This is a genomic window from Nocardioides silvaticus, from assembly GCF_003160695.1.
GTDB lineage: Bacteria > Actinomycetota > Actinomycetes > Propionibacteriales > Nocardioidaceae > Nocardioides > Nocardioides silvaticus.
This window is the reverse complement of record NZ_QGDD01000002.1, coordinates 357,648-383,443: the sequence shown is the minus strand read 5'-3', so window position 1 is coordinate 383,443 and position 25,796 is coordinate 357,648. Positions and strand designations below refer to the sequence as shown.

The 25,796-nt window shown below is 69.8% G+C and carries 25 protein-coding genes; 8 read left to right on the top strand and 17 right to left on the bottom strand.

The window, feature by feature from the left end:
- Positions 1-16: 16 nt before the first annotated feature.
- On the bottom strand, positions 17-751 hold the full coding sequence (locus tag DJ010_RS06680) for a DUF2278 family protein (protein WP_109692844.1): 735 nt from the start codon (positions 749-751) through the stop codon (positions 17-19).
- 206 nt (positions 752-957) lie between these two features.
- Here DJ010_RS06680 and DJ010_RS06675 point away from each other — a divergent pair, with 206 nt between their 5' ends.
- Both DJ010_RS06675 and DJ010_RS06670 read left to right on the top strand, forming a co-directional pair.
- Positions 958-1,419, top strand: coding sequence for a hypothetical protein (locus DJ010_RS06675; RefSeq protein WP_109692843.1), 462 nt, complete (start codon positions 958-960; stop codon positions 1,417-1,419).
- Between the two features lie 118 nt (positions 1,420-1,537).
- Positions 1,538-2,575 carry a DUF6615 family protein gene (locus DJ010_RS06670; RefSeq protein WP_109692842.1) on the top strand — a complete coding sequence of 346 codons (1,038 nt, stop codon included), beginning with the start codon at positions 1,538-1,540 and terminating at the stop codon, positions 2,573-2,575.
- A 194-nt stretch (positions 2,576-2,769) separates the two neighbouring features.
- On the opposite strand, the gene DJ010_RS06665 is transcribed toward DJ010_RS06670, so the two are convergent.
- The 5 genes from DJ010_RS06665 to DJ010_RS06645 all read right to left on the bottom strand — a co-directional run bounded on the left by DJ010_RS06665 (position 2,770) and on the right by DJ010_RS06645 (position 8,366).
- The gene (locus tag DJ010_RS06665; protein WP_146207270.1) at positions 2,770-4,227 is read right to left on the bottom strand and encodes a P-loop ATPase, Sll1717 family; all 1,458 of its coding nucleotides are present in this window, start codon (positions 4,225-4,227) and stop codon (positions 2,770-2,772) included.
- 296 nt (positions 4,228-4,523) lie between these two features.
- Positions 4,524-5,690, bottom strand: coding sequence for an acetyl-CoA C-acetyltransferase (locus tag DJ010_RS06660; protein WP_109692840.1), 1,167 nt, complete (start codon positions 5,688-5,690; stop codon positions 4,524-4,526).
- Positions 5,691-5,741: 51 nt separating this feature from the next.
- Entirely contained in the window at positions 5,742-6,371 is a 630-nt protein-coding gene (locus tag DJ010_RS06655) for a TetR/AcrR family transcriptional regulator (protein ID WP_109692839.1), read from the bottom strand.
- A complete protein-coding gene (locus DJ010_RS06650; RefSeq protein ID WP_109692838.1) occupies positions 6,349-7,152 on the bottom strand; it encodes an SDR family oxidoreductase in 804 nt (267 codons plus the stop codon). The genes DJ010_RS06655 and DJ010_RS06650 overlap by 23 nt, the downstream gene beginning before the upstream one ends.
- On the bottom strand, positions 7,149-8,366 hold the full coding sequence (locus DJ010_RS06645; RefSeq protein WP_109692837.1) for an acyl-CoA dehydrogenase family protein: 1,218 nt from the start codon (positions 8,364-8,366) through the stop codon (positions 7,149-7,151). Before DJ010_RS06645 ends, DJ010_RS06650 begins: the two co-directional genes overlap by 4 nt.
- 46 nt (positions 8,367-8,412) lie before the next feature.
- On the opposite strand from DJ010_RS06645, the gene DJ010_RS06640 reads away from it, so the two are divergent.
- Genes DJ010_RS06640 through DJ010_RS06625 form a run of 4 tightly spaced genes read left to right on the top strand, consistent with a single transcriptional unit; the run spans position 8,413 to position 13,071 of the window.
- Positions 8,413-9,966, top strand: coding sequence for a FadD3 family acyl-CoA ligase (locus DJ010_RS06640; RefSeq protein ID WP_109693142.1), 1,554 nt, complete (start codon positions 8,413-8,415; stop codon positions 9,964-9,966).
- Positions 9,967-10,004: 38 nt separating this feature from the next.
- Positions 10,005-11,207, top strand: a complete 1,203-nt coding sequence (locus DJ010_RS06635; RefSeq protein WP_109692836.1) for an acyl-CoA dehydrogenase family protein — start codon at positions 10,005-10,007, stop codon at positions 11,205-11,207.
- Entirely contained in the window at positions 11,204-12,130 is a 927-nt protein-coding gene (locus tag DJ010_RS06630; protein WP_109692835.1) for an acyl-CoA dehydrogenase family protein, read from the top strand. The genes DJ010_RS06635 and DJ010_RS06630 overlap by 4 nt, the downstream gene beginning before the upstream one ends.
- The gene (locus tag DJ010_RS06625; RefSeq protein WP_109692834.1) at positions 12,130-13,071 is read left to right on the top strand and encodes an acyl-CoA dehydrogenase family protein; all 942 of its coding nucleotides are present in this window, start codon (positions 12,130-12,132) and stop codon (positions 13,069-13,071) included. The genes DJ010_RS06630 and DJ010_RS06625 overlap by 1 nt, the downstream gene beginning before the upstream one ends.
- A 184-nt stretch (positions 13,072-13,255) precedes the next feature.
- On the opposite strand, the gene DJ010_RS06620 is transcribed toward DJ010_RS06625, so the two are convergent.
- From DJ010_RS06620 to hsaA, 8 genes are all read right to left on the bottom strand, one after another.
- Entirely contained in the window at positions 13,256-14,515 is a 1,260-nt protein-coding gene (locus DJ010_RS06620; RefSeq protein ID WP_109692833.1) for an RNA polymerase sigma factor, read from the bottom strand.
- Positions 14,512-14,871, bottom strand: a complete 360-nt coding sequence (locus tag DJ010_RS06615) for a YciI family protein (RefSeq protein WP_158282955.1) — start codon at positions 14,869-14,871, stop codon at positions 14,512-14,514. The genes DJ010_RS06620 and DJ010_RS06615 overlap by 4 nt, the downstream gene beginning before the upstream one ends.
- A gap of 119 nt (positions 14,872-14,990) precedes the next feature.
- Entirely contained in the window at positions 14,991-15,368 is a 378-nt protein-coding gene (locus tag DJ010_RS06610; RefSeq protein WP_109692831.1) for a QcrA and Rieske domain-containing protein, read from the bottom strand.
- Between the two features lie 72 nt (positions 15,369-15,440).
- On the bottom strand, positions 15,441-16,433 hold the full coding sequence (locus tag DJ010_RS06605; protein WP_146207269.1) for a trypsin-like serine peptidase: 993 nt from the start codon (positions 16,431-16,433) through the stop codon (positions 15,441-15,443).
- A gap of 48 nt (positions 16,434-16,481) precedes the next feature.
- Entirely contained in the window at positions 16,482-17,147 is a 666-nt protein-coding gene (locus tag DJ010_RS06600; protein ID WP_245927294.1) for a flavin reductase family protein, read from the bottom strand.
- A 19-nt stretch (positions 17,148-17,166) separates the two neighbouring features.
- On the bottom strand, positions 17,167-18,063 hold the full coding sequence (gene hsaC / locus DJ010_RS06595) for an iron-dependent extradiol dioxygenase HsaC (RefSeq protein ID WP_109692829.1): 897 nt from the start codon (positions 18,061-18,063) through the stop codon (positions 17,167-17,169).
- Positions 18,060-18,992, bottom strand: a complete 933-nt coding sequence (hsaD, locus tag DJ010_RS06590) for a 4,5:9,10-diseco-3-hydroxy-5,9,17-trioxoandrosta-1(10),2-diene-4-oate hydrolase (protein WP_211318676.1) — start codon at positions 18,990-18,992, stop codon at positions 18,060-18,062. The genes hsaC and hsaD overlap by 4 nt, the downstream gene beginning before the upstream one ends.
- A complete protein-coding gene (hsaA, locus tag DJ010_RS06585; RefSeq protein WP_109692828.1) occupies positions 18,993-20,174 on the bottom strand; it encodes a 3-hydroxy-9,10-secoandrosta-1,3,5(10)-triene-9,17-dione monooxygenase oxygenase subunit in 1,182 nt (393 codons plus the stop codon).
- 269 nt (positions 20,175-20,443) lie between these two features.
- Between hsaA and DJ010_RS06580 the strand changes: the two genes are divergently transcribed.
- Positions 20,444-21,094 carry an SPFH domain-containing protein gene (locus DJ010_RS06580; RefSeq protein ID WP_109692827.1) on the top strand — a complete coding sequence of 217 codons (651 nt, stop codon included), beginning with the start codon at positions 20,444-20,446 and terminating at the stop codon, positions 21,092-21,094.
- A gap of 51 nt (positions 21,095-21,145) precedes the next feature.
- On the opposite strand, the gene dmpG is transcribed toward DJ010_RS06580, so the two are convergent.
- From dmpG to DJ010_RS06565, 3 genes are read right to left on the bottom strand one after another with little or no spacing between them, the layout of a single operon-like run.
- Positions 21,146-22,273 carry a 4-hydroxy-2-oxovalerate aldolase gene (dmpG, locus tag DJ010_RS06575; protein ID WP_245927292.1) on the bottom strand — a complete coding sequence of 376 codons (1,128 nt, stop codon included), beginning with the start codon at positions 22,271-22,273 and terminating at the stop codon, positions 21,146-21,148.
- Positions 22,270-23,175: an acetaldehyde dehydrogenase (acetylating) gene (locus tag DJ010_RS06570; protein WP_109692826.1), complete on the bottom strand. Its 906-nt coding sequence runs from the start codon at positions 23,173-23,175 to the stop codon at positions 22,270-22,272. The genes dmpG and DJ010_RS06570 overlap by 4 nt, the downstream gene beginning before the upstream one ends.
- 10 nt (positions 23,176-23,185) lie before the next feature.
- Complete coding sequence (locus DJ010_RS06565) at positions 23,186-23,992, bottom strand: 2-keto-4-pentenoate hydratase (RefSeq protein WP_109692825.1); 807 nt, start codon at positions 23,990-23,992, stop codon at positions 23,186-23,188.
- Positions 23,993-24,027: 35 nt separating this feature from the next.
- Between DJ010_RS06565 and kstD the strand changes: the two genes are divergently transcribed.
- Positions 24,028-25,752, top strand: a complete 1,725-nt coding sequence (gene kstD / locus DJ010_RS06560) for a 3-oxosteroid 1-dehydrogenase (protein WP_109692824.1) — start codon at positions 24,028-24,030, stop codon at positions 25,750-25,752.
- The last annotated feature ends 44 nt before the right edge of the window (positions 25,753-25,796 follow it).

The window sequence follows — 25,796 nt, the reverse complement described above, 5'->3', positions numbered from 1 at the left end:
CCCAGCCACTGGTCGGTCAGAGCGGCAGGCCGTCGTCACCGGTGTGGAGCGACTGGGTGTTGAACTTGACCTGCCAGACAGCGACCGAGCCGTCGGCCCGCTCCACCAGCACCGCGCCGTCCTGCCAGATCGCGTTCTCGGCCTGGTGCGGCCCCGGCGGGTCGCCCTGGTTCTGGTGCACGTTGTGCACGCCGAGCCCGGTCGCGAACGGCTCACCGAAGATGTGGATGCGCGCCGCCGTCGGCAGCAGCGTCTCGAGCACGTCCAGCGCGTTGTCGCCATCACTGCTGACCCACGGGAAGGATCGCCAGCGCCAGAGCCGCATCCAGCCGAACCATCGGTGAAGTCGACCGACGGCGAGATCGAGGGGGCTCGGCGCCCACACCTCGATGCGCCACCGCGACGTGAGCCCGACGACCGGCCTCCGCAGCCGGCGGACCACCCAGCCATCGCGGAGGATCTCGCTCCGCACGTAGTCGAGCGCACCGGACGTCGGCGTACTCGCCAGCGGCGTGAAGCCGTTGGGCAGCGCCGCGAGGACCGGGATGTCCTCGGTCGTCAGGTCGTCGACCACGCGATAGCTCACGCCCACTCCGCTGGGCGTGTCGACATCGAGAGCCGCCTCGTACTGTCCCGCGGGAGTGTCGATGCGGAGCTTTCCGTGGTACCAGGTCCCGAAGTCACTGGGGTCCTCGCGGGTGAACGATGCGAACGTGCCGATCGCGACGCCGTACCCATGATCCAGTGGCATGTCCTCACCTTTCAGCCTCTGCACCGAGGAGCGCTTCCCGAGGTCCTCTGGTACCACCGGGGCCTGCCGATTCTCGCGTTTGCTCCTCAGCGCAGCAGTCATCGAAGCTGGCTGGGTGTCCGGTTCGCGGCGCAATGACCTTCGCCGGACTTTGCGGGGAATCAACCTCAGCCGCCCGGAACTGACATCAACTAGGTTGTCTGCTCGTGGAGACCTTCACCTCGATAGCGTCCTTCGTCTTCGCGTCGGCAGCACTCACGCTGAGTCCCGTCACCTACCGGCAGCGATCCGAACAGGACCGAAGGGACCTGTTTCTGACCATGCACGAGCGGCTTATCGCCTCTGACGTCCAGCGCGGTCGCAGACTTCTCCACGAGGTCGGTTCGGAGCATGAGGCCGCGCTCCTCAGAACCAACGATCCGGAGCGCTACCAGGAGGTCAATCGCGCCATAGCGATGCTCGATGTGTTCGCGATGTACATCCAGCGCGGATACATCAACCGCGAGACGGCGCTTGAAGAGTGGGGACACGCGTTTGCGAGGGCCTACGAGAAGGCTACATTTGTAATCGACGACCGGGCCGCGAACCAGACCTGGGTTCCGTGGCCGCATCTTCGGGCGTTTGGCCCTGAAGCAGTGCGGTGGCACGAGGCGCAGTTGCGGTCATAGCACTGTGAATGGTGGCGGCGGATAGGCGGCTTGGGTTGTGTTATCCGAGGCACCGCCTCGACAGCGACGTTGACTCGAAGCCTTTCCGGAACCTAGCCGGCGCTGGGAGGATTGCGTGATGACGGATGGTTTCGGGACGACCCTGCTCCAGCCCACGCAGCTCAACCTTGAATACACCGAGCATCTCGCAATCGCCCATGACCTGGACCGAGATCCCGCCGAACTCGGCGGGGCTCTCGCTCAGGTGTCGGTTGCCACTGGCACCTGGCTCGCGGATCGCGTCAATAAGGCTCAGCCGCTGCGCGAGACGACAGTGACTGACAATTTGTTGACGGCGTTGGAGCAACTGGTCCCGACCTTCACATATGTGGACCTAGGGGGACTCGCCGCAGAGACCCGCACAGGGGCCGACCTGGAGTGGTGGATCGAAGGCCGAACGCGGTGGTTCGATTTCTGGGTTCAGGCAAAGCGTGCCTTCTATACACGACCCATGCCGTACTACGACCTCGCCTACCGCGTGGGAGGGGGCTCTGAGCTTCAGTCTACGCGCCTGATATCGGCTTCAAGACGCGCCGGGGTTCCAGCCATTCATGCACTCTTCAACGCGACGGGGATCGGGTTCGTCTACACGGCCGATGCGTGCGAATCGCCGGGCCTCTGTGACCTGCCGCCTGCGGCGGAAGGCGTTACCGCGATTTCCGCGAGAGAGGCAGAACGACTTGGCATTGAGGCCGCCCAACGTGGAGGGACCGTAACTGAGGTCGATCTAGCGGAGGTCATCGACGTCGCCATGCCGCTGACATGTCTGGTCGGTTGTCCATCATCGTTGCCCGATCGAAGGCATCCGCCCACCGGTCGCCACTTGGCTACTCAGACAGTTTGGGAGCAGCTCGGCTTCGGCGGCGCGTTAGACCCAACCGATCCGGCGTTTGTCGCTGCAGTCGCGACGCTCGGCCTTTACGCGCACGACGAGACCACGACGTTCGAAGAAGCCCTCGCAATCGTGGGCGAGGGAGTGCGATCTGATCCCGCCGACTATGTTCTCGACCCATCGGAGGAGACCATTGAAGCGTGGCTTGCCAGGAGCGACCTGCCGAGGTCGGAGTGGCCACGTCGCGTGGCGGTCACTAGGCGCGAGGGCGATCAGCGACGCTGATCTTATGTCCCCGGGCGCAACGTGGTGCCTATTCGGTTGGCGGCGCAATGGGCCAGTGCGAGATGGGATCCGTGAGCGGCGAAGTGCGCTCACCTGATAGGGGCGGCTTTACGGGTGCGTCGGTCGAGGGCCGGTGTCCGCGGCGTATGCCGAGTTGTCATCAGTTCTTGGAGGGCGCCGGTAGGGATCGCGGGTCATCGCGTGAGCCCGAGAACCTCTTTGAATCCGGGATGGACTCGAAACGAATCGATATTTGAGTCAAACCGCGCCCGCGGGTCCTTGTAGCGCCATACGTACTCAGATCCCCCGCCGCGACCGCCCGGTCTCAGATAACTGATGACTGAGAATGCGAACAACTCAGCCAAGGCGTCCATTGGGCTATGTCCTGCCAACTCTTCACGTTGGTCAAAAACGTCCGCGAAAGCCGTGAACTCAAACTTCTCTGATCCAACTATCTTTAGCACCTCTAGGTAGTCCTTATACATCGGGACGTGCTTCGCGATCTCATCATCGATCTCGTTCAATAAGTAGTCCGAGTAGGGGTCCCGTGCGGCGTGAATCGCGGGGTTGCCAAAGAGTGGAGACCCATCCTCGTCTCGTCGATGCTCTTTCAAAATCTCGTTGCAGAACTTGATCATGTCTCGCGGCCGCAGAAGAGTGCGATCGCAGATGTGCTGGTACTTCGACTGCCTGCCGGGCATGCGGGTCTCGGGTGACTCGTCGAAAACCTGCTCCCAAGTAACCGCCGTGCCATTTCCGAGTACTTCTGTGAAGCGACGTTCCATGAGTTGCTTCAGCGTTAGACCTGGACCCTCTACCTCCCAGTGCAGGCGAGTTGAGTAGTTCTCGGTGATCTTGTTCTTGTCCTCAAACTGAAGATCCTGGTAGATGTCGTCGCGAAGAAAGATGACTGGGTTGAACCTTTTGCCGGCCTCCTTGGCTGCGACAAAGAGGTCGCGCGCCGCGATCAGGAGGCCCGTCAGGCGTTGCCCATACTTCTCATCGACCGTCGAGAAGCCAAGATCGAGTTGGTCGAAGCAAATGTAGTAGTTGTTGTTCGGGTTGAGTGCAGCGAGCACGTGATCTTGAACCGCACGGTTGATGGCCTGAATATGCACCGGCAGATCCTCAATCGACACGCGCTCCGCTTGGATCTGCGCGAACTTCAGGTTCAGCCCACCCTTGAAGCGGAGTTCCTTTCCCGGGCTGAAGAGTTGTGAGTAGTCGGGGTCACGAGATCCATAGGAGTCGACGACGAAGTTCTCGAGTGCGCCAATGGAGTCCATGACGGACACGGACCAGGGTTGGCTTTGGTCGTAGTTGAGGAGGATCTTCGACAGGCCCATCAGAATCAGGTACTTCCAACTGTGGATGTACCGACGCTCTTCCGGTACGCCCACTTCTGCCTGGAGGTCGTGGTGATGCCACGGATAGTCGTCGAAGCTGTAACCGTACGAGAAGGTGTCTGGCTCGTTCGTCAGTATCAGCTGCTTGTAAATCGCCGTCTTGCCAGCGCCCTTACGTCCGAGCACTAAGAACTTGCTCATGTCCCTTGCAGAGACGTAGGACTCGTGGTTCGTGAAGCAGGCTCGCAAGAGCGCGTCGCCGTCGGCGTCGATGCCGCCGAAGTTGTCGATTGCGTCCAGTGACATTCTGATGCTCAAGTCGTTCCCCCGAGTGCGAGTGAGGCTGGGCAGACGGACTGTAACCGCTAGGTCACGATTCCACTGGCCGATCGTGAAGAACATTTGAGGCGTCCAGTTCGAATGGCACCTTTGGACCGGAGGCCACTGGGTGCGCGGCGCCAAACCCGCGGCTCAGTGCACGCGCGTCCTTCGTCATAGTAGGCGCCATGGGCGTCCTCTCGCCGGACAGGCCCATCGCGTCGACACGCCGCCAGCCCGTCCCGTCGGGAGCCGCCGCCACCGAGACAGCAGCGGCCGATGGCTCAGCCCAGGCGCTCGACGATCGTGACGTTGGCCTGGCCGCCGCCCTCGCACATCGTCTGCAGGCCGTAGCGGCCGCCGGTGCGCTCGAGCTCGTTGAGGAGCGTGGTCATCAACCGGGTGCCGGTGGCGCCGATCGGGTGGCCGAGGGCGATGCCGCCGCCGTTGACGTTGACCTTGTCGTGGGGGGCACCGGTCTCCTTCATCCACGCGAGCACGACGGACGCGAACGCCTCGTTGCACTCGAAGAGGTCGATGTCGTCGATGCTCAGGCCGGTCTTCTCCAGCGCGTGGCGGGTCGCGCGGATGGGGCCGGTCAGCATCCAGACCGGGTCGTCGCCGCGGACCGAGAGGTGGTGGATGCGGGCGCGCGGGGTGAGCCCGTGCTCCTGGACCGCGGCCTCGGAGGCGATGAGCACGGCTGAGGAGGCGTCACAGATCTGCGAGGCCACGGCGGCGGTGATCCGACCACCCGGCGCGAGCGGCTCGAGACCCGCCATCTTCTCCAGCGAGGTCTCCCGCGGGCACTGGTCGGTCGTGAAGACGGTGCCGTCCTCCAGCGAGAACGGCACCACCTCGTTGTCGAACCGGCCCTCGGCGATCGCGGTCCGGGCCCGCTCGTGCGAGGCGAGGGCGTAGCCCTCCATCTCCTCCCGCGAGATGTCCCACTTCTCCGCGATCATCTCGGCCGACCGGAACTGGCTGACCTCCTGGTCGCCGTACCGCTTCAGCCAGCCGGGCGACTCGGCGAACGGCGTGGAGAAGCCGTACTGCTGGCCGACCAGCATGGCTGCGGAGATCGGGATCGCGCTCATGTTCTGCACGCCGCCGGCGACGACGAGGTCCTGGGTGCCGGACATGACGCCCTGCGCCGCGAAGTGCACCGCCTGCTGCGAGGAGCCGCACTGCCGGTCGATGGTCACCCCGGGGACGTGGTCGGGCAGCCCGGCGACCAGCCACGCCGTGCGGGCGATGTCTCCGGCCTGCGAGCCGATGGTGTCGCAGCAGCCGAGGATGACGTCGTCGACCGCGCCCGGGTCGACGCCGGTGCGGTCCATCAGCGCGGCGATGGTGTGGGCGGCGAGGTCGGCGGAGTGCACGGCGGCGAGGGCGCCGCCCCGCTTGCCGACCGGCGTGCGGACGGCGTCGACGATGAATGCTTCGGTCATGTTGGTTCCTTCGGTTGGGGCGTCTCGATACGCCGCCTCGCTCCTCGGCGGCTACTCGACGACCGACGAGGCGGAGATCCCGTCGAGGAGGATGCGGACGTACTGGTCGGCGACCTCGGTGTGGGTGTGCCTGCCGCCGGGGCGGTACCACCGGACGGCGACCCACACGGTGTCGCGGATGAAGCGGTAGGTGAGGGTGACGTCGAGGTCGGCGCGGAGCACACCGGTGCGCACGCCCTCCTCGAGGAGGGTGACCCAAACCTGCCGGGACTGGGCGTTGCGGTCGGCGAGGTAGCCGAACCGCTCGAAGGTGACGAGGTGGTCGGCGTCGTTCTGGAAGATCGCCACCTCGGGGCCGTGCTGCTCGATGGCCTCGAAGGAGACGCGCACCGCCCGCTCGAGCTTGGTGCGCGCGTCGTCGTCGCTGGCGAGGATCTCGTCGTACTGCGCGAAGAGCGCCTCCTGGAAGGTCGAGAGGATCTCGTCGACCATCGACTCCTTGGAGTCGAAGTGGTGGTAGAGGCTGCCGGACAGGATGCCCGCGGCGTCCGCGATGTCGCGGACCGTCGTGTTCTTGAAGCCCTTCTCGGCGAACAGACGGGCCGCGATCGCGAGCAGCTCGGCTCTTCTGGTGGTCGAGCCTGTCGAGACCCCGCCCTCAGGCGTGCTGGCTGCTGACACTGATCACCTCACCGGTCAGGTACGACGAGTATCCGCTCGCGAGCATGACCATCACGTTGGCGACCTCCCAGGGGGCGGCCGCCCGGCCGAAGGCCTCGCGCTGCTTGAGCTCCTCCAGCAGCTCCGGCGAGGTCACCTTCTCCAGGAACGGGTGCATGGCGAGGCTGGGAGCGACCGCATTGACCCGGATGCCGTGCGGCGCCAGGTCGATCGCGGAGCACCGCGTCAGCGCCATCACGCCGGCCTTCGCGGCCGCGTAGTGCGCCTGGCCCTCCTGCGCCCGCCAGCCGATCACCGAGGCATTGTTGACGATCACGCCCTGCTTCCCGGCAGCAACCATCCGCTGCCCGGCCGCGCGGACGCAACGGAAGGTGCCGGTGAGGGTGATGTCGAGGACCTTGGACCACTGCTCGTCGGTCATCTCGAGCACGCTCGCGGTGCCGCCGAGCCCCGCGTTGTTGACCATGACGTCCACCCCGCCGAGCTCGTCGGCCGCGTCGAGCAGCGCCTGCACCTGCGCCTCGTCGGTCACGTCGCAGACCAGCTGCCGCACCCGGTCGGCGCCGAACTCCGCCGCGAGCTTCTCCTCGGCCTCCTGGAGCCGGCGCTCGTGGGTGTCGCTGAAGACGACCGCCTTCGCGTCCTCCTCCAGCGCGCGTCGTACGACGGCCGCGCCGATGCCGGCGCCGGCGGCCGCGGTCACGACGACCACCCGGTCGCGCAGCAGGCCGTGCCCCGGCACGTAGTCGGGGGTCGGCTGCTCAGCCCTCGTCGTCGTCATCCCTTCGGCTCCCTCGGTAGGCCGAGCACCCGCTCGGCGAGGATGTTCTTCTGGACCTCGTCGCTGCCGCCGTAGATGGTGTCCGAGCGCGAGAACAGGAAGAGCCGCTGGTGCTCGTCCAGGTCGTAGGGCACCTCGGTGCCACGCGTCAGCAGCCCGGAGGCACCGGCGACGTCCATCGCCACCTCGCCGAGCCGGCGGTGCCAGCCGGCCCACGCCAGCTTGAAGATCGAGCCCGCTCCCCCGCCCGCGGCGGAGTCCTGGCCTCCCTCGACGAGGGCGAGCGCCCGCAGCGCGAAGCTGCGGATCGCGCTGAGCTCGACCTTCAGCTGCGCCAGCCGGTCGCGCACGACCGGGTCGTCGATGCTGCCGTTGTCCTTCGCCCGGGCCACGACGTCGTCGAGCTCGCGCGCGAAGCCGACGGTCTGGCCGAGCGTCGAGACACCGCGCTCGAAGCCGAGTAGTCCCATCGCGACGCCCCAGCCCTGGCCGGCCTCACCGACGACGAGGTCGGCGGCAGTGCGGGCACCGGTGAAGAAGACCTCGTTGAACTCCGAGCCGCTCGTCAGCTGCTCGATCGGCCTGATCTCGACACCGTCCTGCCGGAGCGGCACGAGCAGGAACGACAGGCCGTGGTGGCGGGTCGACCCGGGCTCGGTGCGGCAGACGACGAAGCACCAGTCGCTCTGGTGGGCGTTGGAGGTCCACACCTTCTGGCCGTCGACGACCCATTCCTGCTCGGTGGTCGAGCTTGTCGAGACCAGGCTGGCCTTGGTCTGCACGTTGGCCAGGTCGGAGCCGGCGTTCGGCTCGGAGTAGCCCTGCGCCCAGAGCTCCTCGACCGCGCGGATCGGCGGGAGGAACCGCTCCTTCTGCGCGTCGGTGCCGAACGCGATGAGGGTCGGCCCGAGCAGCGTCTCGCCGAGGTGGTTGACACCGTGCGGCGCGTCGGCCCGGGCGTACTCCTCGTGGAAGATCACCTGCTGCCACAACGACAGCCCGCGGCCGCCGTACGCCTCGGGCCAGCCGACGCAGGTCCAGCCGTGCTCGGCCAGCAACCGGTTCCAGGCCAGCCGCTCCTCGAACGCCTCGTGGTCGCGGCCGGGCCCGCCCAGGCCTCGCAGGTCGCGCCACTCGCCGACCAGGTGGTCACCCAGCCAGGACCGCACCTCCTCGCGGAAGGCGGCGTCCTCGGCGCTCTCGGTCAGGTCCACACCGGCACCATACCAAGCAAATGCTTGGTAGGCTGTGGTCGTGGACATGATTCCGGCGATCCTCCGCGCCGCGGCCGAGACGTACGGCGACAAGCCGGCCTACGTCGAGGGCGGGCGGACGCTCACCTTCGCCGAGCTGCTCGAGCGCGTCCGCGAGCTGGCGCGGCGCTACGTCGCCCACGGGCTGGCCCCCGGCGAGCGGGTCGTGGTGTGGGGCCCCAACAGCATCGAGTGGGCGGTCGCGGCCCTGGCGACGACGTACGCCGGCGGCACCCTGGTGCCCGCAAACTCCCGCTACACCGGGCACGAGGTGGCCGACCTCATCGACCGCACCGGGGCTACGACGGTGCTGGTGGCGGACGGGTTCCTCGGCCGCAGCCAGATCGCCGAGCTGCGGGCCGCCAGCGACATCGTCAGCGTCCGCGCCCTCGGACTGCTCCCCCAGCTCTCGCTCGACCATCGCGGCGAGGAGCGGCAGGTCCGCGAGGTGGACCCGGCCGAGGTCGAGGCCCGGGCCGACGCGGTCACGCCCGACGACGTCGCCGACATCCTGTTCACCTCCGGCACCACCGGCCGGGCCAAGGGCGCGATGAGCGCGCACCGGCAGACCATCGGCGTGGCCCGGGCCTGGGCCGAGCTCGGCGGCGTCGATGCCGAGGACCGCTACCTGGTGGTCAACCCGTTCTTCCACTCCTTCGGCTACAAGATCGGCATCGTCGTCGGCCTGCTGACCGGCGCGACGCTCTACCCGGTGGCGACGTTCGACGTCACCGCGACCATGCGCCTGATCCAGGACGAGCGGATCACACTGTTCCCCGGCGCGCCCACGCTCTACCAGTCGATCCTCGCCGCGCCCGACCGCGGCGACTTCGACCTCTCCTCGCTGCGGCTGGCGGTGACCGGTGCGGCCGTCGTGCCGGTCGTGCTCATCGAGCGCATGCGCGACGAACTGCGGATCGACCACGTCGTGACCGCGTTCGGGATGACCGAGGCCGTCGTGGTCACCATGTGCCGCGAGGGCGACTCCGCCGAGGTCGTGGCCACCACGTGCGGTCGCGCGATCCCCGGCATGGAGACCCGCATCGACGCTCCCGAGGGCGAGGCCGGCGAGCTCCTCGTGCGCGGCGACTACGTGATGCTCGGCTACCTCGACGACCCCGCGGCCACGGCCGAGGCGATCGACGAGGACGGCTGGCTGCACACCGGCGACGTCGGGACCCTCGACGAGCACGGCAACCTGCAGATCACCGACCGACTCAAGGACATGTACATCTCGGGCGGGTTCAACGTGTATCCCGCCGAGATTGAGCAGACGCTGATGCGGATGGACGGCGTCCAGGACGTCGCCGTGGTCGGCGTGCCCGACGAGCGGCTGGGCGAGGTCGGCAAGGCCTACGTCGTGGTCTCGACAAGCTCGACCACCGAAGTGAGCGCCGACCAGGTGATCGCGTTCGCCAAGGAGCGCCTCGCCAACTTCAAGGTGCCGCGCGTGGTGGAGACCGTGGAGTCCCTCCCCCGCAACCTGTCCGGCAAGGTGCTCAAGACAGAGCTGAGGGGTCTCGATACATCTTCGCTCGTCCCTCGCGACAGATCGCGCTAGCGCGCTCGGACTACACGACCACCGATCATGGAGAACTGATGGAACTTGAACTCTCTCCGAGCGAGCTCGCCTTCCGTGACGAGGCACGTGCCTGGCTGGCCGCCAACGTGCCGGCCGAGCCGTTGCCGTCGATGGACACCGAGGAGGGCTGGCGCCTCCACCAGGAGTGGGAGGCCCGGCTCACCGCCGACCGCTGGTCGGTGGTGTCCTGGCCGCGCGAGTACTACGGGCGCGAGGCGTCGCTCGTCGAGTGGGTGATCTTCGAGGAGGAGTACTACCGCGCCGGCGCACCCGGCCGGGTCTCCCAGAACGGCATCTTCCTGCTCGCGCCGATCATCTTCGAGCACGGCACCCAGGAGCAGCAGGACCGGTTCCTGCCGACGATGGCGTCCGGCGAGCGGATCTGGGCACAGTGCTGGTCGGAGCCCGAGGCCGGCTCCGACCTCGCGTCGCTGAAGTCGACCGCTCGTCGGGTCTCGGCAGGCTCGACCACCGGGGAGAGCGGCTGGGTGCTCAACGGCCAGAAGACGTGGTCGTCCCGCGCGACGTTCGCCCACTGGGGATTTGGCCTGTTCCGCTCCGACCCCGAGGCCGCCCGGCACAACGGGCTCACCTACTTCCTCTTCCCGCTCGACGCCGAGGGCGTCACGGTGCGGCCGATCGCCCAGCTCGACGGCGAGGCCGGCTTCGCCGAGGTGTTCTTCGACGAGGTGTTCGTGCCCGACGCCGACGTGCTCGGCGCGCCGGGCGACGGCTGGCGGGTCGCGATGAGCACGGCCGGCAACGAGCGCGGGCTCTCGCTGCGCTCCCCCGGCCGCTTCTGCGCCGCCGCCGACCGACTGGTCGAGCTGTACAAGGAACGGCGTCTCGATACGTCCTCGCCCAGCGGCTCGGACTACTCGACGACCGAAGACCTCGGCAAACGGGTGGTCGATGCCTGGCTCAAGGCCGAGGCCTACCGGCTCTACACGTGGGGCACGGTCACCCGGCTCGCCGACGGAGGCGAGATGGGCGCGGCCGGGTCGGTCAACAAGGTGTGGTGGAGCGAGCTCGACATCGCCCTGCACGAGACCGCCCTCGACCTGCTCGGACCGGAGGCCGAGGTCGACTCGCGGTGGCTCGACGGCTACACGTTCGCGCTCTCGGGACCCATCTACGCCGGCACCAACGAGATCCAACGGAACATCGTTGCGGAGAGGATCCTCGGCCTGCCGCGCGAGCCCAAGGGGGCCCAGAAGTGAAGTTCGAGCTCACCACCGACCAGCGTGACTTCGCCGCGTCGCTCGACTCCCTGCTGGCGTCGGCCGACACGGTGGGCGCCGCCCGCTCCTGGGCGGCCGGCGACCACGCCCCCGGGCTCAAGCTCTGGGAGCGGCTCGCCGAGCAGGGCCTCACCATGCTCGCCACCGAGGCCTCTCCGGTCGAGGTCGTCATCGCGTTCGAGGCGCTCGGACGGCACGCCGTGCCCGGCCCGTGGGTCGAGTCGGCGGCCTACCTGCCCGTCGCCCTCGGCCACGAGGTCGAGGGGATTGCGACGGTCGCGGTGCCCCCGCACGCGCCGTGGGCCCTCGACGCCGACGTCGCCGACACGGTCCACCTCGCCACTCCCGACGGCCTGCGCGAGTCCGCGGCCGGCGAGCGCCGCCACTCGGTGGACCGCACCCGCCACCTGTTCGAGGTCGCGTCGGCGGGCGACGCCCCGACGGACCGCGCGTTCGACCTCGCCGTCCTCGCCACCGCGGCCCAGCTGCTCGGGCTCGGCGAGCGGGTGCTGGCCGACACGGTGACCTACGCGAAACAGCGGCGTCAGTTCGGCCGCGAGATCGGCTCCTACCAGGCGATCAAGCACCAGCTGGCCGACGTGCGGATCGCGCTCGACTTCGCCCGGCCGCTCGTCCACGGTGCAGCACTGGTCTCGACAGGCTCGACCGGCGACGCCGCGCGCGCGGTCTCGGCCGCGAAGGTGCAGTGCGCGGACGCGGCGTACCTCGCCGCGCGCACCGGGCTCCAGGTCCACGGCGCGATCGGCTACACCAGCGAGTTCGACCTCAGCATCTGGATCACCAAGATCCGCGCCCTCGTCACCGCCTGGGGCACCCCGGCGTTCCACCGGTCCCGGATCCTCGACTCGCTCGTGACCCCCACAGGCTCAGGGAGCGCGTGATGGAGTTCGCACTGAGCGAGGAGCAGGCGGAGCTCGCCTCGACCGTCCGCGCCGTGCTGGCCAAGCAGGACGACCCCGACGTCGCCTGGGCGACGCTGTGCGACCAGATCGGTGTGCCGGCGCTCGCGCTCCCCGAGGAGTACGACGGCGCCGGGGCGACCTTCTTCGAGACCGCGGTCGTGCTGGAGGAGCTCGGGCGTGCGATCGCGCCCGCTCCCCTGCTCGCGACGGTCCTCGCGACCGAGGCGCTCCTCGCGGGCGGCTCCGAGGACGCGAAGGCGCGACTGCTCCCGCGGATCGCCGCCGGCGAGGTCGCCACGCTCGTCCTCGACGACGGCCCGGTGCTCGACGGTGACCGCGCCGCGATCGTCCTCGCGATCGACGGCGACGACCTGGTGGAGCTGACCGGGGCCACCGCGACGTGGGCGGAGTCGATGGACCAGACGATCCGGCTCGCCCGGCTCGACCGGTCGTCGGCGACGGCCACGGTGATCGGCGACGGTGCAGCCGCCCGGGCGCGGGCCGAGCTGGTCGGTCCCGCCGCGGCCGCCGTCCTTGCGGTCGGTCTCTGCGACCGCGCGCTGCGGATGACGGTCGACTACAGCAAGGAGCGGGTGCAGTTCGGGCGACCGATCGGGTCGTTCCAGGCGCTCAAGCACCGGATGGCCGACATGCTGGCCCGCCTCGAGATCGGGCGCTCGGCCTCCTGGGCGGCCTCCTACGCACTGGCCACCGGCGCCGCCGACGCCGAGGAGCTGACCCGCACGGCGGCGTCGTACTGCCTCGAGGCGGCGAGCCACCTCGCCGGCGAGTGCATTCAGCTGCACGGCGGCATCGCGATCACCTGGGAGCACGACGCGCACGTCGTCTTCAAGCGCGCGCACGCCCTCAACCAGCTGTTCGGCGCGCCCCACCAGCACCGGGCCGCGCTGGCGCTCTGAGGCGAGGAGCTACGCGACGCCCTGCCAGGCGGGCGGTGGGCTCGTCGGCTCGAGCTCGGGCCGGTGCACGCCGAGCTCGTGGTAGTCGGGGTGGCAGTCACAGGTCTGCGTGGTGCGCATTGCTTGCTCCGTCCGAGTGGAGGTCACCCGACAGGTACCCCACTCCTCCGACGTTACGCGCTGTTCATCTCCCTGTTCCTCCGCGGCGGCTCCTCGCCTCCAGCGCGGTCCGCTCCGCGGCGTTCTCGGTGAGCTCGATCGCGCGCCGGTAGGCAGCCGCCGCGCCGTCGTGGTCCCCGGCCCGGGCCAGCAGCTCGGCCCGGGTCGCGTGCAGGGGCTGGTACCGCTCCAGCCGGTCGTCGACCACGAGACCGTCGAGCACGGCGAGACCGACGTGCGGGCCGTCGGCCATCGCCACCGCTGCCGCCCGGTTGATCGTGACGACGGGCGAGGGCACCAGGCGGGCGAGCTCGCCGTAGAGGGCGGCGATCTGGGGCCAGTCGGTGGCGTCCCAGTGCGGCGCCTCGGCGTGCAGGGCGGCGATCGCGGCCTGCACCTGGAACTGTCCGGGCGACCGGTGACCAAGGGCGCGACCGAGGACCTCGGTGCCCTCGGCGATGAGCTCGGCGTCCCACCGACCCCGGTCCTGGTCCTCGAGCGAGACCGGAACACCCTCGGCGTCGGTGCGAGCCGCGCGGCGGGCGTCGGTCAGCAGCAGGAACGCCAGCAGCCCCAGCGCCTCGGCGTCGTCCCGCAGCAGCTCGGCGACCAGCCGCCCCAGCCGGAGCGCCTCTCTGCAGAGGTCGACCCGCACCAGGTCGTCCCCGGCGCTGGCCACGTGCCCCTCGTTGTAGACGAGGTGGATGACGTGGAGCACGCCGTGCACCCGGTCGGAGAGCTCGGGAGCAGCGGGCACCCGGTAGGGGATCCGGGCCGCCTTGATCTTCTTCTTCGCCCGTCCGAGCCGTTGGTACATCGTGGTCTCGGCGGTGAGCAGCGCCCGGGCCACACCGGCCACCTCCAGGCCGGCCACGACCCGCAGGGTCAGCGCGACCCGGGCCTCGAGAGCGAGGGCCGGGTGGCAGCACGTGAACAGCAGGCGCAGCCGGTCGTCGTCGATGCCGCTGCGATCGGGCGGCTCGGGCGCATCGGCGGTCGTGTCGTCGTCCCTCATCAGGGTCTCCAGGCGGTCGAGAGCGGCCGACCGGGTGGCTTCGCGGCGCAGCCGGTCGATCGCGCGGCGGCGGGCGACCGTCGTGAGCCACGCCCCCGGTCTCGCCGGGACGCCCCGGGCCGGCCATTCGACGACCGCGGCCGCGAACGCGTCGGCCACGGTCTCCTCGGCCAGCCCGACGTCACCGCCGAGCTGGCCGGCGAGCACCGCGACGAGCGTGGTCCACTCGTCGCGGTAGGCCCGCTCGAGAGCCTCGGTCGCCTCGCTCAAGCGTCCTGCTCGTGGGCGGACAGCGGACGGACCTCGACCGAGCCGTAGGTGACGTTCGGCATCTTCTTCGCCCAGCCCAGCGCGGTGTCGAGGTCCGGCACGTCGATGATGATGTAGCTGAAGAACGACTCCTTGGTCTCGGCGAACGGCCCGTCGGTGACGAGCGCCTCGTCGTCCCGGACCCGCACCGTGGTGGCGGTCGCCTCGGTGTCGAGGCCGTGCGCAGCGATCATCGAGCCGGTCTGGGCGAGCTCGCCCATGACCTCTCCCCACTTCGCCATCTCGGCGTCGAACTCGGGGGTGCCCTCCGCCGGACCGGCGTCGAGCTCGAAACGGAGCAGCAGCATGTACTTCATGGGAGCCTCCTGGGGCATCGGGTGGAGTTGCTTTCACCCGGACGTCGCAGCGTTCTCCCCGATTCGACACCATCGGCCGAAAAACTTCGAAAAAAGTTTCGTCGCCGCGTGTTGGACGCTCAGGTGAGGAAGATCCGCCCCCGGCGTACGACGAACGCGCGGCGCGGCAACGGGCGCGGCGCCGGCCCGGCGACCACCGCGCCGTCGGTGATCGCGTACCTGCTGCCGTGGCAGGGGCAAACGATCCGGCGGTCGGCGACGTGCGAGACCGTGCACCCCTGGTGGGTGCAGATCGCCGAGAACACCCGGAACCGGCCGGCCCGCGGCTGGGTCACGACCACTCGCCGGTTGCGGATCACCACCCCGCCGCCGACCGGCACCTGATTGGTGCGGATGAGCGCCCTGCTGCCGGCCTCCGCGTCGTCGACGACGAGCAGTGGGCCGGTCACCCCGACCGAGGCCGCGCTGATCAGTCCGCGGCGTGAGAGACAGTCCATGGCGCCATGGTGGGCGCTCCGGCCGGTCGGCGCCAGGGGAACGCCCGGACTCCGACCGATCGGTCAATTCTCTCAGCGGTTGGCGGTGCGGATCATCTGCCGGATCTGGCGCGGGAGCGGCCGCGCGAGCAGCACCGGGGTATCGAGCACCCTGCGGGAGGTGATGGCCCAGATCCGGCCGGAGTGCCGGGTGCGGCCCTGCGGGAGGAACCACGGACCGCCGCTCGCCCCGCCGTTGAGGTCGCACCGGTGCATGGCCGCGTCGGCGCCGTCCTCGAAGCGTGTGGTGCGACCGGTGCAGGTGCGGGCGACCTCACCGTCGTACGGCGCCTCGGCGGGCCAGCCCCAGATCGTCGTGCCCCACTGCCGCTGGTCCTTGCCCCACACGACCTCGTTGCCGCCGACCGCGTCGACCAGGCGGCGGCCCCGGTGGCGCTTGAAGGTGATGATCGCCTGGTCGTAGCGGAAGGCCTCGTCCTCGATCCAGCCGTTGAACGCGAACGCGTTCCGGCCGACCCAGCGCCCGTACGGCGCCTTCCCGTCGCGGTAGCGCGGCACGAAGACCCAGTCGCTGAAGAAGCGCGGCTGCTGGAGCAGGCCGACGTTGGGGCCGGTGTGCACGCAGTGGCCGGCGGTGATGACCTGGTTGCGGCGCTTGGTCCGGATCGCCGACGCCGAGCAGACGAAGTCGGAGGACCCGTCGCGGAAGAAGAGCTTGCCGGTGGTCCGGGGAGCCCGCTTCCACCTGACCGGGCGCTCGGAGGTGGTCGTGCCGCGGTCGGTGCGCGCACCGGTGGTGTCGGCCGCCGGGAGCAGCAGGCCGGGCAGCACGTCCTCGATCGGCAGCGCCGCCCGCATCCGCTCCGGCGTCCAGTAGCGGCGGGTCTCCCGCGCGTCCCGTCGCGTCGCCTGCGCAGCCGGTGCGGCCACGACGTGCGCGTCCCGGGCGGCACCGGTCCGCCGGTCCGGGGCGGGTGCTCCCGCCGAGCCCGGTGCGACTGCCGTCAGCAGCGCCGCGGCCACCGTGCCGGCGAGCACCGCTCCAACACCTCGTACGACCCCCATGCGGGCTCACTGTACCCGCGACGGGGTGCCGCGGTAGGCCGCTCGACCTCAGCCGTCGGTCGTGCGGTAGCGGCCCCGGAAGTAGAGCAGCGGCTCGGTCACCGCGTTCGCGGGGTCGGAGACCTCGAGGTGCTCCACCCGGCCGATGACGACGTAGTGGTCACCGCCCTCGTGGACGGCGTGGATCGTGCAGTCGAGGTGCGCCAGCGAGCCCTCCACCACCGGCGAGCCGGTCACCTCCGAGGGGTGCCAGCCGATCCCGGCGAACTTGTCCGCGCCCTTCGACGCCATCTGCGCCGAGACGTGCTCCTGGTCGGCGGCCAGGACGTTGACGCAGAACCGGCCGGTCCGCTGGATCACCGGCCACGCGCGCGACGAGCGCGCCGGCACAAAGAGGACCAGCGGCGGGTCGAGGGAGACGCTCGAGAACGACTGGCAGGTCATGCCGACCGGCACGCCGTTGCTGGTGGTGGTGATGACGGTGATGCCGGAGGCGAAGGTGCCGAGCACGTCGCGGAACTTCCGGGCGGCGGCACGGGCCTCCGGGTCGTCCTGGACGGCGACGTCCTCGCCCGGGCGCAGCTCGAAGTCGATCTCCGCGTCGCCGAGCCAGGAGTCGATGAGCGCCGGGTGCGGCCAGGTCTCGCGGGCGTCGGGGCTCATCCCGTCGGGGATGTCTCCGTCCGGCACGTGGTGCGAGGACTCCCGGGACATGCTGGTCACGGTATCGATCTCAGCTTCCGCCGCCGAAGTCGTGGCCCCAGTACGAGACGGCCGTCGACTCCCGGGCCACCCAGCGCTCGTCGTCGACGCGGAGGCCCTCGGTGCCGAACTCGACGTCGAACCCGCTCGGCGACCGCACGTAGAACGAGATCATCTCGTCGTTCATGTGCCGCCCGAGCGTCGCCGACAGCTTGGCGCCGTGCTTGCGGACCCGCTCGAGCGCGCGGCCCACGTGGTCGAGCTCGTCGACCTCGAACATGATGTGGACGCACTTGGCGGGGTTCGGCATCGGCAGGAACGCCAGCGAGTGGTGGCGGGGGTTCACGCCGAGGAACCGCAGCCACACCTTGCTGCCGGGCTCCTTGCCGACGAACTCCCCCGGCATGCTCATCGAGTCGCGCAGCCGGAAGCCGAGCACCTCGGTGTAGAAGCGGAGCGCCTCGACGTCGTCGAGGACGGGGACGACGAGGTGGCCCATCCCCTGGTCGCCGGTCACGAACTTCGCGGCGTACGGCGTCACGACCGGTCGCGACTCGTAGGTGATGCCGTGGAACAGCTCGAAGACGTTGTCCCAGGGGTCGCGGAACCGGACCAGCTCCTGGACCCGCCGCTCGTCGAGCTCCTCCTTGGTGCCCTCCTCGAACTCGACGCCCGCCTTCTGCAGGTGCTCCCGTGCGGCCTGGAGCGCCTGGTGGTCGGCCACCTCCCAGCCCGAGCACTCGAGCCCGTCGACGTCGGACGGCACGACGACCACCCGCGCGGAGACCTCGTCGATCCGCCAGTACTGGTGGTCGGGGTTCGGCCCGCGGCCCTCGGCGAGGCCGAGCACCTTCCCGGCGAAGGTCCGCCAGGCGTCCAGGTCGGTGCTGGCGACCCGGACGTAGCCCATGGACTTGATGTCGATCATGCGGAGCCTCCGGTGGTCGAGCTTGTCGAGACCCTCTCGACGTGACCGGCGAGGAAGGTCGTGCACACGCGTGCGAACTCCTCGGCGGCCTCGATCTGGGCCCAGTGCCCGCAGTTGGGGAACACATGCAGCTGGGCCCGCGGGATCTGCTTGAGCGCGACCAGGGCGCCGTCGAGCGGGTTCACCCGGTCCTCGCGGCCCCAGGTCAGCAGGGTCGGCTTGCGGATGGCGTGCACCTCGCGCCAGAGCATCCCGTCCTCGGCCCACTCCGGGTTCCAGAAGGACGCGCCCATCGAGCGCATCGCCTCCAGCGAGCCGGGCGCGGTCGCGTCGGCGAACCGCTCCTCGACCAGCTCGTCGGTGACCAGGCTCTGGTCGACCACCATCGTCGAGATGAACGCCCGCAGCCGCTCCCGCGAGGGATCCATGCTGAAGTCCATGAGCCGCTGCACGCCCTCGGTCGGGTCGGCGTGGAACAGGTTGAGCGACAGCCCGCCCGGCCCCATCAGGACCAGCCGGCCCACCCGGTCGGGGTAGGACAGCGCGAACCGGGTCGCCGTGCCGCCGCCGAGGGAGTTGCCGAGCAGGTGCACCTTCTCGATCTGCAGCTCGTCGAGGAACTTCACCAGGTAGTCCGAGGCGTGCCGGAAGTAGTTGGCCTTCACCTCGGGCTTGTCGGACTGGCCGAAGCCGGGCTGGTCGACGAGCAGGGTGCGGAAGCTCTCGGCGAACCTCGGGAGCGCGGACCCGAAGTTGCTCCACGCCGACGCACCGGGGCCTCCGCCGTGCAGCAGCACGAACGGCAGGCCGCCGCCGACCGGTTCACCGGTGGTCGAGCTCGTCGAGACCCCCGCCTCGTAGTAGTTGAGGGTGATGTCGCCGGCTTTCGCCGACCTCCGGACGCTCTCCTTGTCGAGCACGGCGACCACTCAGTACATCCCCGGGTCGACCTTGTGACCGAACTGCTGCGCGCCGTACATCTGCAGCGCCCGCTCGGGGTCGTTGGCCGCGTGCACCCGGCCGGCGTGCGCGTCGCGCCACGCCCGCTGGAGGTAGGTGCCCTCGGCGAGCGCCCGGCCACCCGACGCCTCGAAGAGGGTGTCGATCGCCTCGATCGCGCGGGCGGTGCCGAGCACTTGGTCCCGGCGCACCCGCAGGCGGAGCTCGAGCGGGATGGTCTCGCCCTTGGCGACCAGCTCCTGCTCCTCGCGGATGTTGGCCATCAGCAGCGCCCAGGCCGCGTCGATCTCCGAGGAGCTGCGGGCGATCCGGACCGCGGCGAACGGGTCGAGCGACGCCTTCTCGCCGAGGTAGGCCGCGCGCACCCGCTTCTGCTGCATCTCGACGTGCTCGGCGTAGGCGCCCTTCGCCATGCCGATGATCGGGGTGGCGATGGTGCTGGTGAAGATCGAGTGGAACGGCAGCTTGTAGAGGTCGCTGTCGTTGACCGCCTGGCCGGGGCCCTTGCACTGGCCGGTCTCCCCCATCGAGAGCGTGAACGCCTCGGGAATGAAGGTCTCCTCGACCACGATGTCGTTGGAGCCGGTGCCGCGCAGGCCGACGACGTTCCAGACGTCGACGACCTGGTACTTCTCCCGCGGGACCATGAACGTCCGGAAGTCGACGACCTGGCCCTCCTCGTTGAAGACCAGCCCGCCGAGCAGCACCCAGCTGCAGTGGTCGCAGCCGGAGGAGAAGCTCCACTTGCCGGAGAGCGTGAAGCCGCCCTCGGTGAGGACCGCCTTCCCGGTGGGGGCGTACGACGAGCTCAGCCTCGCGTTCGGGTCGTCACCCCACACGGCCTGCTGTGCCTCGTCGGCGAACAGCGCGACCTGCCAGGGGTGGACGCCGACCACGCTGGAGACCCACCCGGTCGACCCGTCGGCCGAGGCGATGTCGCGCACGGCGGTGTAGAAGTCGACGGGGTCGGCCTCGAGGCCGCCGTACCGCTTCGGCTGCAGCAGCCGGAAGAAGCCGGTCTCCTCCAGCTCCTTGATCGAGGCCTCGGGGACGACGCGCAGCCGCTCACCCTCGTCGGCACGGTCGCGGAACGTCGGGAGCAGATCGTTCACGCCGTCGAGGACGGCCTGGACCTCCGTGGATCGGTTCATGGAGCAATACTAGAACACGTTCTCGTTTTGGAGAAGCGCACGCGCGAGTTCTCGGATCCGGGAAGGTTGCTGACCGTTGGACGCCGAGTTTTACCCGGACCCCGGAGTGAGCCGTCGACCCGCGGTTACCATCGCCAGAACGCGTGGAGACACGGCCACCGCGCGGACGGGGAAGCTCGGAGGACCAGGTTCGCTCCAAGGACCGGGTCCTCGCTGACGTGCGTTCCCGGACCACGGCCACGAGCCTCGAGCGTCCGACAGGGGGACCGATGGAGCACTGGGAGATCTTGTTCGGCAGGAGCGGCAGCCAGCCCGACGAAGAGGACCGGCCGGGCGCCGACGCCGATCACGACGTCAACCACGACGACTGGGCCGAGAAGGAGCCGCCCGCCGCCACGGTCACCCCGTCGCGGGTGACGCCACCGACGGCCGCCGAGGTGGAGGCGCGCGCGACCGAGGCGCTGGGCGAGTTCCGGACCATGCTCGGCACCAGGCGCGAGGCCGAGGAGCTGCTGGGCTCGGCGATCGAGGCCCGCCAGCGCGCCCTCGCCGAGGCCGAGCAGATCGTCCGGCACGCCGAGGCGCTGGCCCGGGAGATCGAGGCGCAGGCGCGGGTCCAGTCCGAGCGGATGGTCGCGGAGGCCCAGGAGCTGCGCGACCGGGCGCGCAGCGAGGCCGAGGCGCAGGCCGGCCGCACCATCCTCCGCCTCGAGACCCTCGCCGACGACCTCGAGCTCGCCCTCGAGCGCGCCAAGGACGACCTGGTCGAGACCATGATCCCGTTGGCGGAGCTGCGCAGCTCGATCACGATCGACCCAGCCGCGCTCGCCGACGAGCGGGACCAGACGGAGCCGAAGGGCAACGGAGGGCTCGAGAGCCAGATCAGCCAGCGGCTGCGCCGGCGTCCGCGTCCTGCTTAGCCCGGTTTCGACGCGGCTTGCGCGACCTCGCAGGCTCGGTCGCGGCCTTGCTCAACCTGCGCGCGAGACGCCGACCTCTCGTCCCTCGAGGTCGGCTTCGCGCTTCAGCATCAGCGCGATGTCGATGAGCTGGTCCTCCTGGCCGCCGATCAGCTTGCGGTTGCCGGCCTCGAGGAGGATCTGGGCGCCGGAGACGCCGTAGCGGTCGGCCGCGTTGCCGGCGTGCTTGAGGAAGCTCGAGTACACGCCGGCGTACCCCATCATCAGGGTCATCCGGTCGAGCTGGCACTCCTCGGGCATCGCGGGCTTGATGACGTCCTCGGAGGCGTCGACGATCTTGAGGAAGTCGACACCGGTGGTCCAGCCGAGCTTGTCGCAGACCCCGATGAACGCCTCGAGCGGCGTGTTGCCCGCGCCCGCGCCGAAGCGGCGCACCGAGCCGTCGATCTGGGTGGCCCCGGCACGGGCGGCGATGACGGTGTTGGCGACGCCCAGCCCGAGGTTCTCGTGGCCGTGGAAGCCCACGTCGGCCTGGTCGCCGATCTCGGCGACGACGGCGGAGACGCGGTCGGCGGTCTGCTCCATGATGAGCGCGCCGGCGGAGTCGACGACGTAGACGCACTGGCAGCCGGCGTCGACCATAGTCCGCGCCTGCTTGGCCAGCACCTCCGGGGGCTGGGTGTGGCTCATCATGAGGAACCCGACCGTCTCCAGGCCCAGCTCGCGCGCGAGCCCGAAGTGCTGGATCGACACGTCGGCCTCGGTGCAGTGGGTGGCGATCCGGCAGATCTGCCCGCCGTTGTCCTGGGCGGCGCGGATGTCGTCCTTGGTGCCGACGCCGGGCAGCATCAGGAACGCGATCCTCGCGCGCTTCGCGGTCTCGGCTGCGATCCTGATCAGCTCCTGCTCGGGGGTGCGCGAGAAGCCGTAGTTGAAGCTGCTTCCGCCGAGCCCGTCGCCGTGGGTGACCTCGATGACCGGGATGCCGGAGGTGTCGAGGGCCTCGACGATGTCGTGCACCTCCTGGGCGGTGAACTGGTGCCGCTTGTGGTGCGACCCGTCGCGCAGGCAGGTGTCGGTCAGCCGCAGGTCGAGCTTGCCGAACGGCTCGTCGCCGTGGATCCCCGACCAGGTGCGCTCGAGGGTGTTGATGTCGGTGTTGCCGGGGTTCGCGGTCACGCCAGGCTCCTCGTCGCCATCGATCGGGCAATGTTCTCGCCGACGCGCGCGGCGGCGGCGGTCATGATGTCGAGGTTGCCGGAGTACGGCGGCAGGTAGTCGCCCGCGCCCTCGACCTCGACGAAGACCGAGACCCGCCGCATCCCTTTCGTGAAGTCCGAAGGCCCGTCGAACTGCGGCTCCTGCAGCAGCCGGTAGCCCGGCACGTACTCCTGCACCGCCCGCTCCATCTCGTGGACGGACTCGGCGATCGCGTCGGTGTCGGCGTCGGGGTCGACCGCGCAGAAGATCGTGTCGCGCATGATCATCGGCGGCTCGGCCGGGTTGAGGATGATGATCGCCTTGCCCTTCTCGGCACCGCCGATCGTCTCCACACCCGCAGCCGTCGTGCGGGTGAACTCGTCGATGTTGGCGCGGGTGCCCGGGCCGGCGCTCACGCTGGAGACCGAGGCGACGATCTCGGCGTACGACACCGGGGTGACCCGGGAGACGGCCGCCACCATCGGGATCGTCGCCTGGCCGCCGCAGGTGATCATGTTGACGTTGGGCGCGGCCACGTGCTCCTCGCCGTTGACCGGGGGGATGACCGCCGGACCGACCGCGGCGGGCGTCAGGTCGATCGCCCGGATGCCGGCGTCCGCGTAGCGCGGCGCGTACTCCTTGTGCACGTAGGCCGAGGTGGCCTCGAACAGCAGGTCCGGCAGCTCGTCCTGCTTGAGGAGCCAGTCGACGCCCTCGTGGGTGGAGACCAGGCCGCGGTCGGCCGCGAGCCTGAGGCCCTCGCTGGCCGGGTCCACCCCGATCATCCACCGCGGCTCGATCACCTCCGAGCGCAGCAGCTTGTACATGAGGTCGGTCCCGATGTTGCCGGGACCGACGATCGCCGCCGTCAGCTTGCTCACGACTCTCTCCCTACTCCTCGAAATCCACGGTCAGCGGCGCGAAGCCGCTGATGGAGGCGACCACCCTGTCGCCCGGGGCGAACGGCACGAACGGGCCCAGCGCGCCGGACAGCACGACCTGGCCGGCCCGCAGCGGGTCGCCGAAGCGGTGCGCCTGCACGGCGAGCCACCGCAGCGCCTCGAGCGGGTCGCCGAGGCACGCGGCCCCGGTGCCGGCCGACCGCTCCTCGCCGTTGATGGTCAGCGACATCACCACGTCGCGCGGCTCGAGGTCGGCCAGCGGCCGCCCGTCCTCCCCCACGACGAAGAGCCCGCTGGAGGCGTTGTCGGCCACGGTGTCGGTGAAGCCGATCTGCCAGTCGGCGATGCGGGAGTCGACGATCTCCAGGGCCGGCAGCGCGACGTCGACCGCGGCGCGGACCGCCTCGATCGTGATGTCGGCCTCGTCGGTGGGCGCGACGTCCGCGCCGAGCCGGAAGGCCACCTCGGCCTCGACCCGCGGTTGCACGAGCGTGCGCATCGACACCGGAGTCCCGTGGGCGCCGTGGCTGACGTCCATGTCGCTCAGCAGGTAGCCGAAGTCGGGCTGGTCCACGCCGAGTTGCTGCTGCACGGCCTCCGAGGTGGCACCGATCTTGCGGCCCACCACGCTCACCCCGGCGGCGACCCGGCGCTGCACCAGCCCCTGCTGGACGGCGTACGCCGCGGGCAGGTCGTCGGTGCCGATCAGGTCCCGCACCGGGGCGCACGGCACCCGGGTCTCCTGGGCGACGGCAAGGCGCTCGACGGCGGCCGAGATCGCGTCCTGGGAGGTCACAGGTCAGATACTAGAACCTGTTACAGTTTTGTGCCATGACGGGGTCTCGACAGGCGCGACCAGAGGGTGGCGCCAGCTCTTCGCTGCCGGCCGAGGTCGACGTGGTGGTGGTGGGCGCCGGCGGCGCCGGCATGAGTGCGGCGCTGGCGGCCGGGCGGCGGGGCCTGGACACCATCCTGGTCGAGAAGAGTCCCTACTTCGGCGGGTCCACCGCGCGCAGCGGTGGCGGCGTCTGGATCCCCGGCAACTACGCGCTCAAGGCGGCTGGCGAGGACGACGACCTCGCCAGCTCGAAGCAGTACCTCGACTCGATCGTCGGCGACGCCGTCTCCAAGGTCCGCCGCGACACCTACATCGACCGCGGCGCCGAGGTGATGGACTTCCTCCGCGAGAACACCCCGGTGCGGTTCACCTGGGTGCCGGAGTACGCCGACTACCACCCCGAGGCGCCCGGTGGCCGACCCCGTGGCCGCACCGTGGAGCCGGTGCCGATCGACGCGCGGTTCCTCGGCGAGGAGCTCGAGCGGCTGCACCCGCCGTACACCAAGGCTCCCGCCAACCTGATCGTCACCCAGGCGATGTACCGGAAGATCAGCCTCGGGCTGCGGACCGTCAAGGGCCCGCTGACGATGATCATGGTGCTGTTCCGGCGGCTGGTGAGCATGATGCTGGGCCGCAAGATGTTCGCGATGGGCAACGCGATCGCGATCGGTCTTCGCAAGGGTCTGATCGACGCCGGCGTGCCGGTCCACTACGAGCACGAGCTGACCGACCTGCTCCTCGAGAACGGCCGCGTGGTCGGCGTCGTGGTCTCGACAAGCTCGACCACCGGGGAGACCCAGCGGCACGAGATCCGCGCCCGCCGCGGCGTGGTCCTCGGCAGCGGCGGCTTCGAGCGCAACCCCGAGCTCCGCGCGAAGTTCCTCCCCCAGCCCACCTCCGAGGAGTGGACCACCGGCTCGGCGTTCAACACCGGCGCTGGGCTCGAGGCCGGCATCGCTGCCGGCGCGGCGACCGACATCATGGACGACGCCTGGTGGGGGCCGACCATCCCGCTGCCGAACGGCCCGTGGTTCTGCCTCGCCGAGCGCAACCTGCCGGGCTCGATCATGGTCAACCAGGCGGGGCAGCGTTACATGAACGAGGCGCTCCCCTACGTCGAGGCCGTGCAGGCGATGTACCGCGGCGAGCAGACCGGCGTCGGCCACGTGCCGAGCTGGATGATCATCGACCAGCGCTACCGCAACCGCTACCTCTTCGCCGGTCTCAGCCCGCGGCAGCCGTTCCCCGGGCGTTGGTACAAGAACGGCACCATCAAGAAGGCCGCGACGCTGGCCGAGCTGGCCGCGGAGATCGCCGTCCCGGCCGACGCGCTCGTCGCGACCGTCGAGCGCTTCAACGGCTTCGCCCGCACCGGCGTCGACGAGGACTTCCACCGCGGCGAGTCGGCCTACGACAAGTACTACTCCGACCCGACCGTGAAGCCGAACCCGTCGCTGCACACGATCGACCAGGGTCCGTTCTACGCCGTCAAGATCGTGCCGGGCGACCTCGGCACCAAGGGCGGCCTGCTCACCGACGAGCGGGCCCGGGTGGTGCGCGCGGACGGCTCGGTCATCCCCGGCCTGTACGCCGCCGGCAACGTGTCGGCCGCCGTCATGGGCTACACCTACGCCGGCCCCGGCGCCACCATCGGACCCGCCCTCGTCTTCGGCTACCTGGCCGTGGAGGACATCGTGAAGGAATCGGTGGTCGAGTAGCCCGAGCCCCCGGGCGAGGGCGTATCGAGACCCCGCAAGACGAA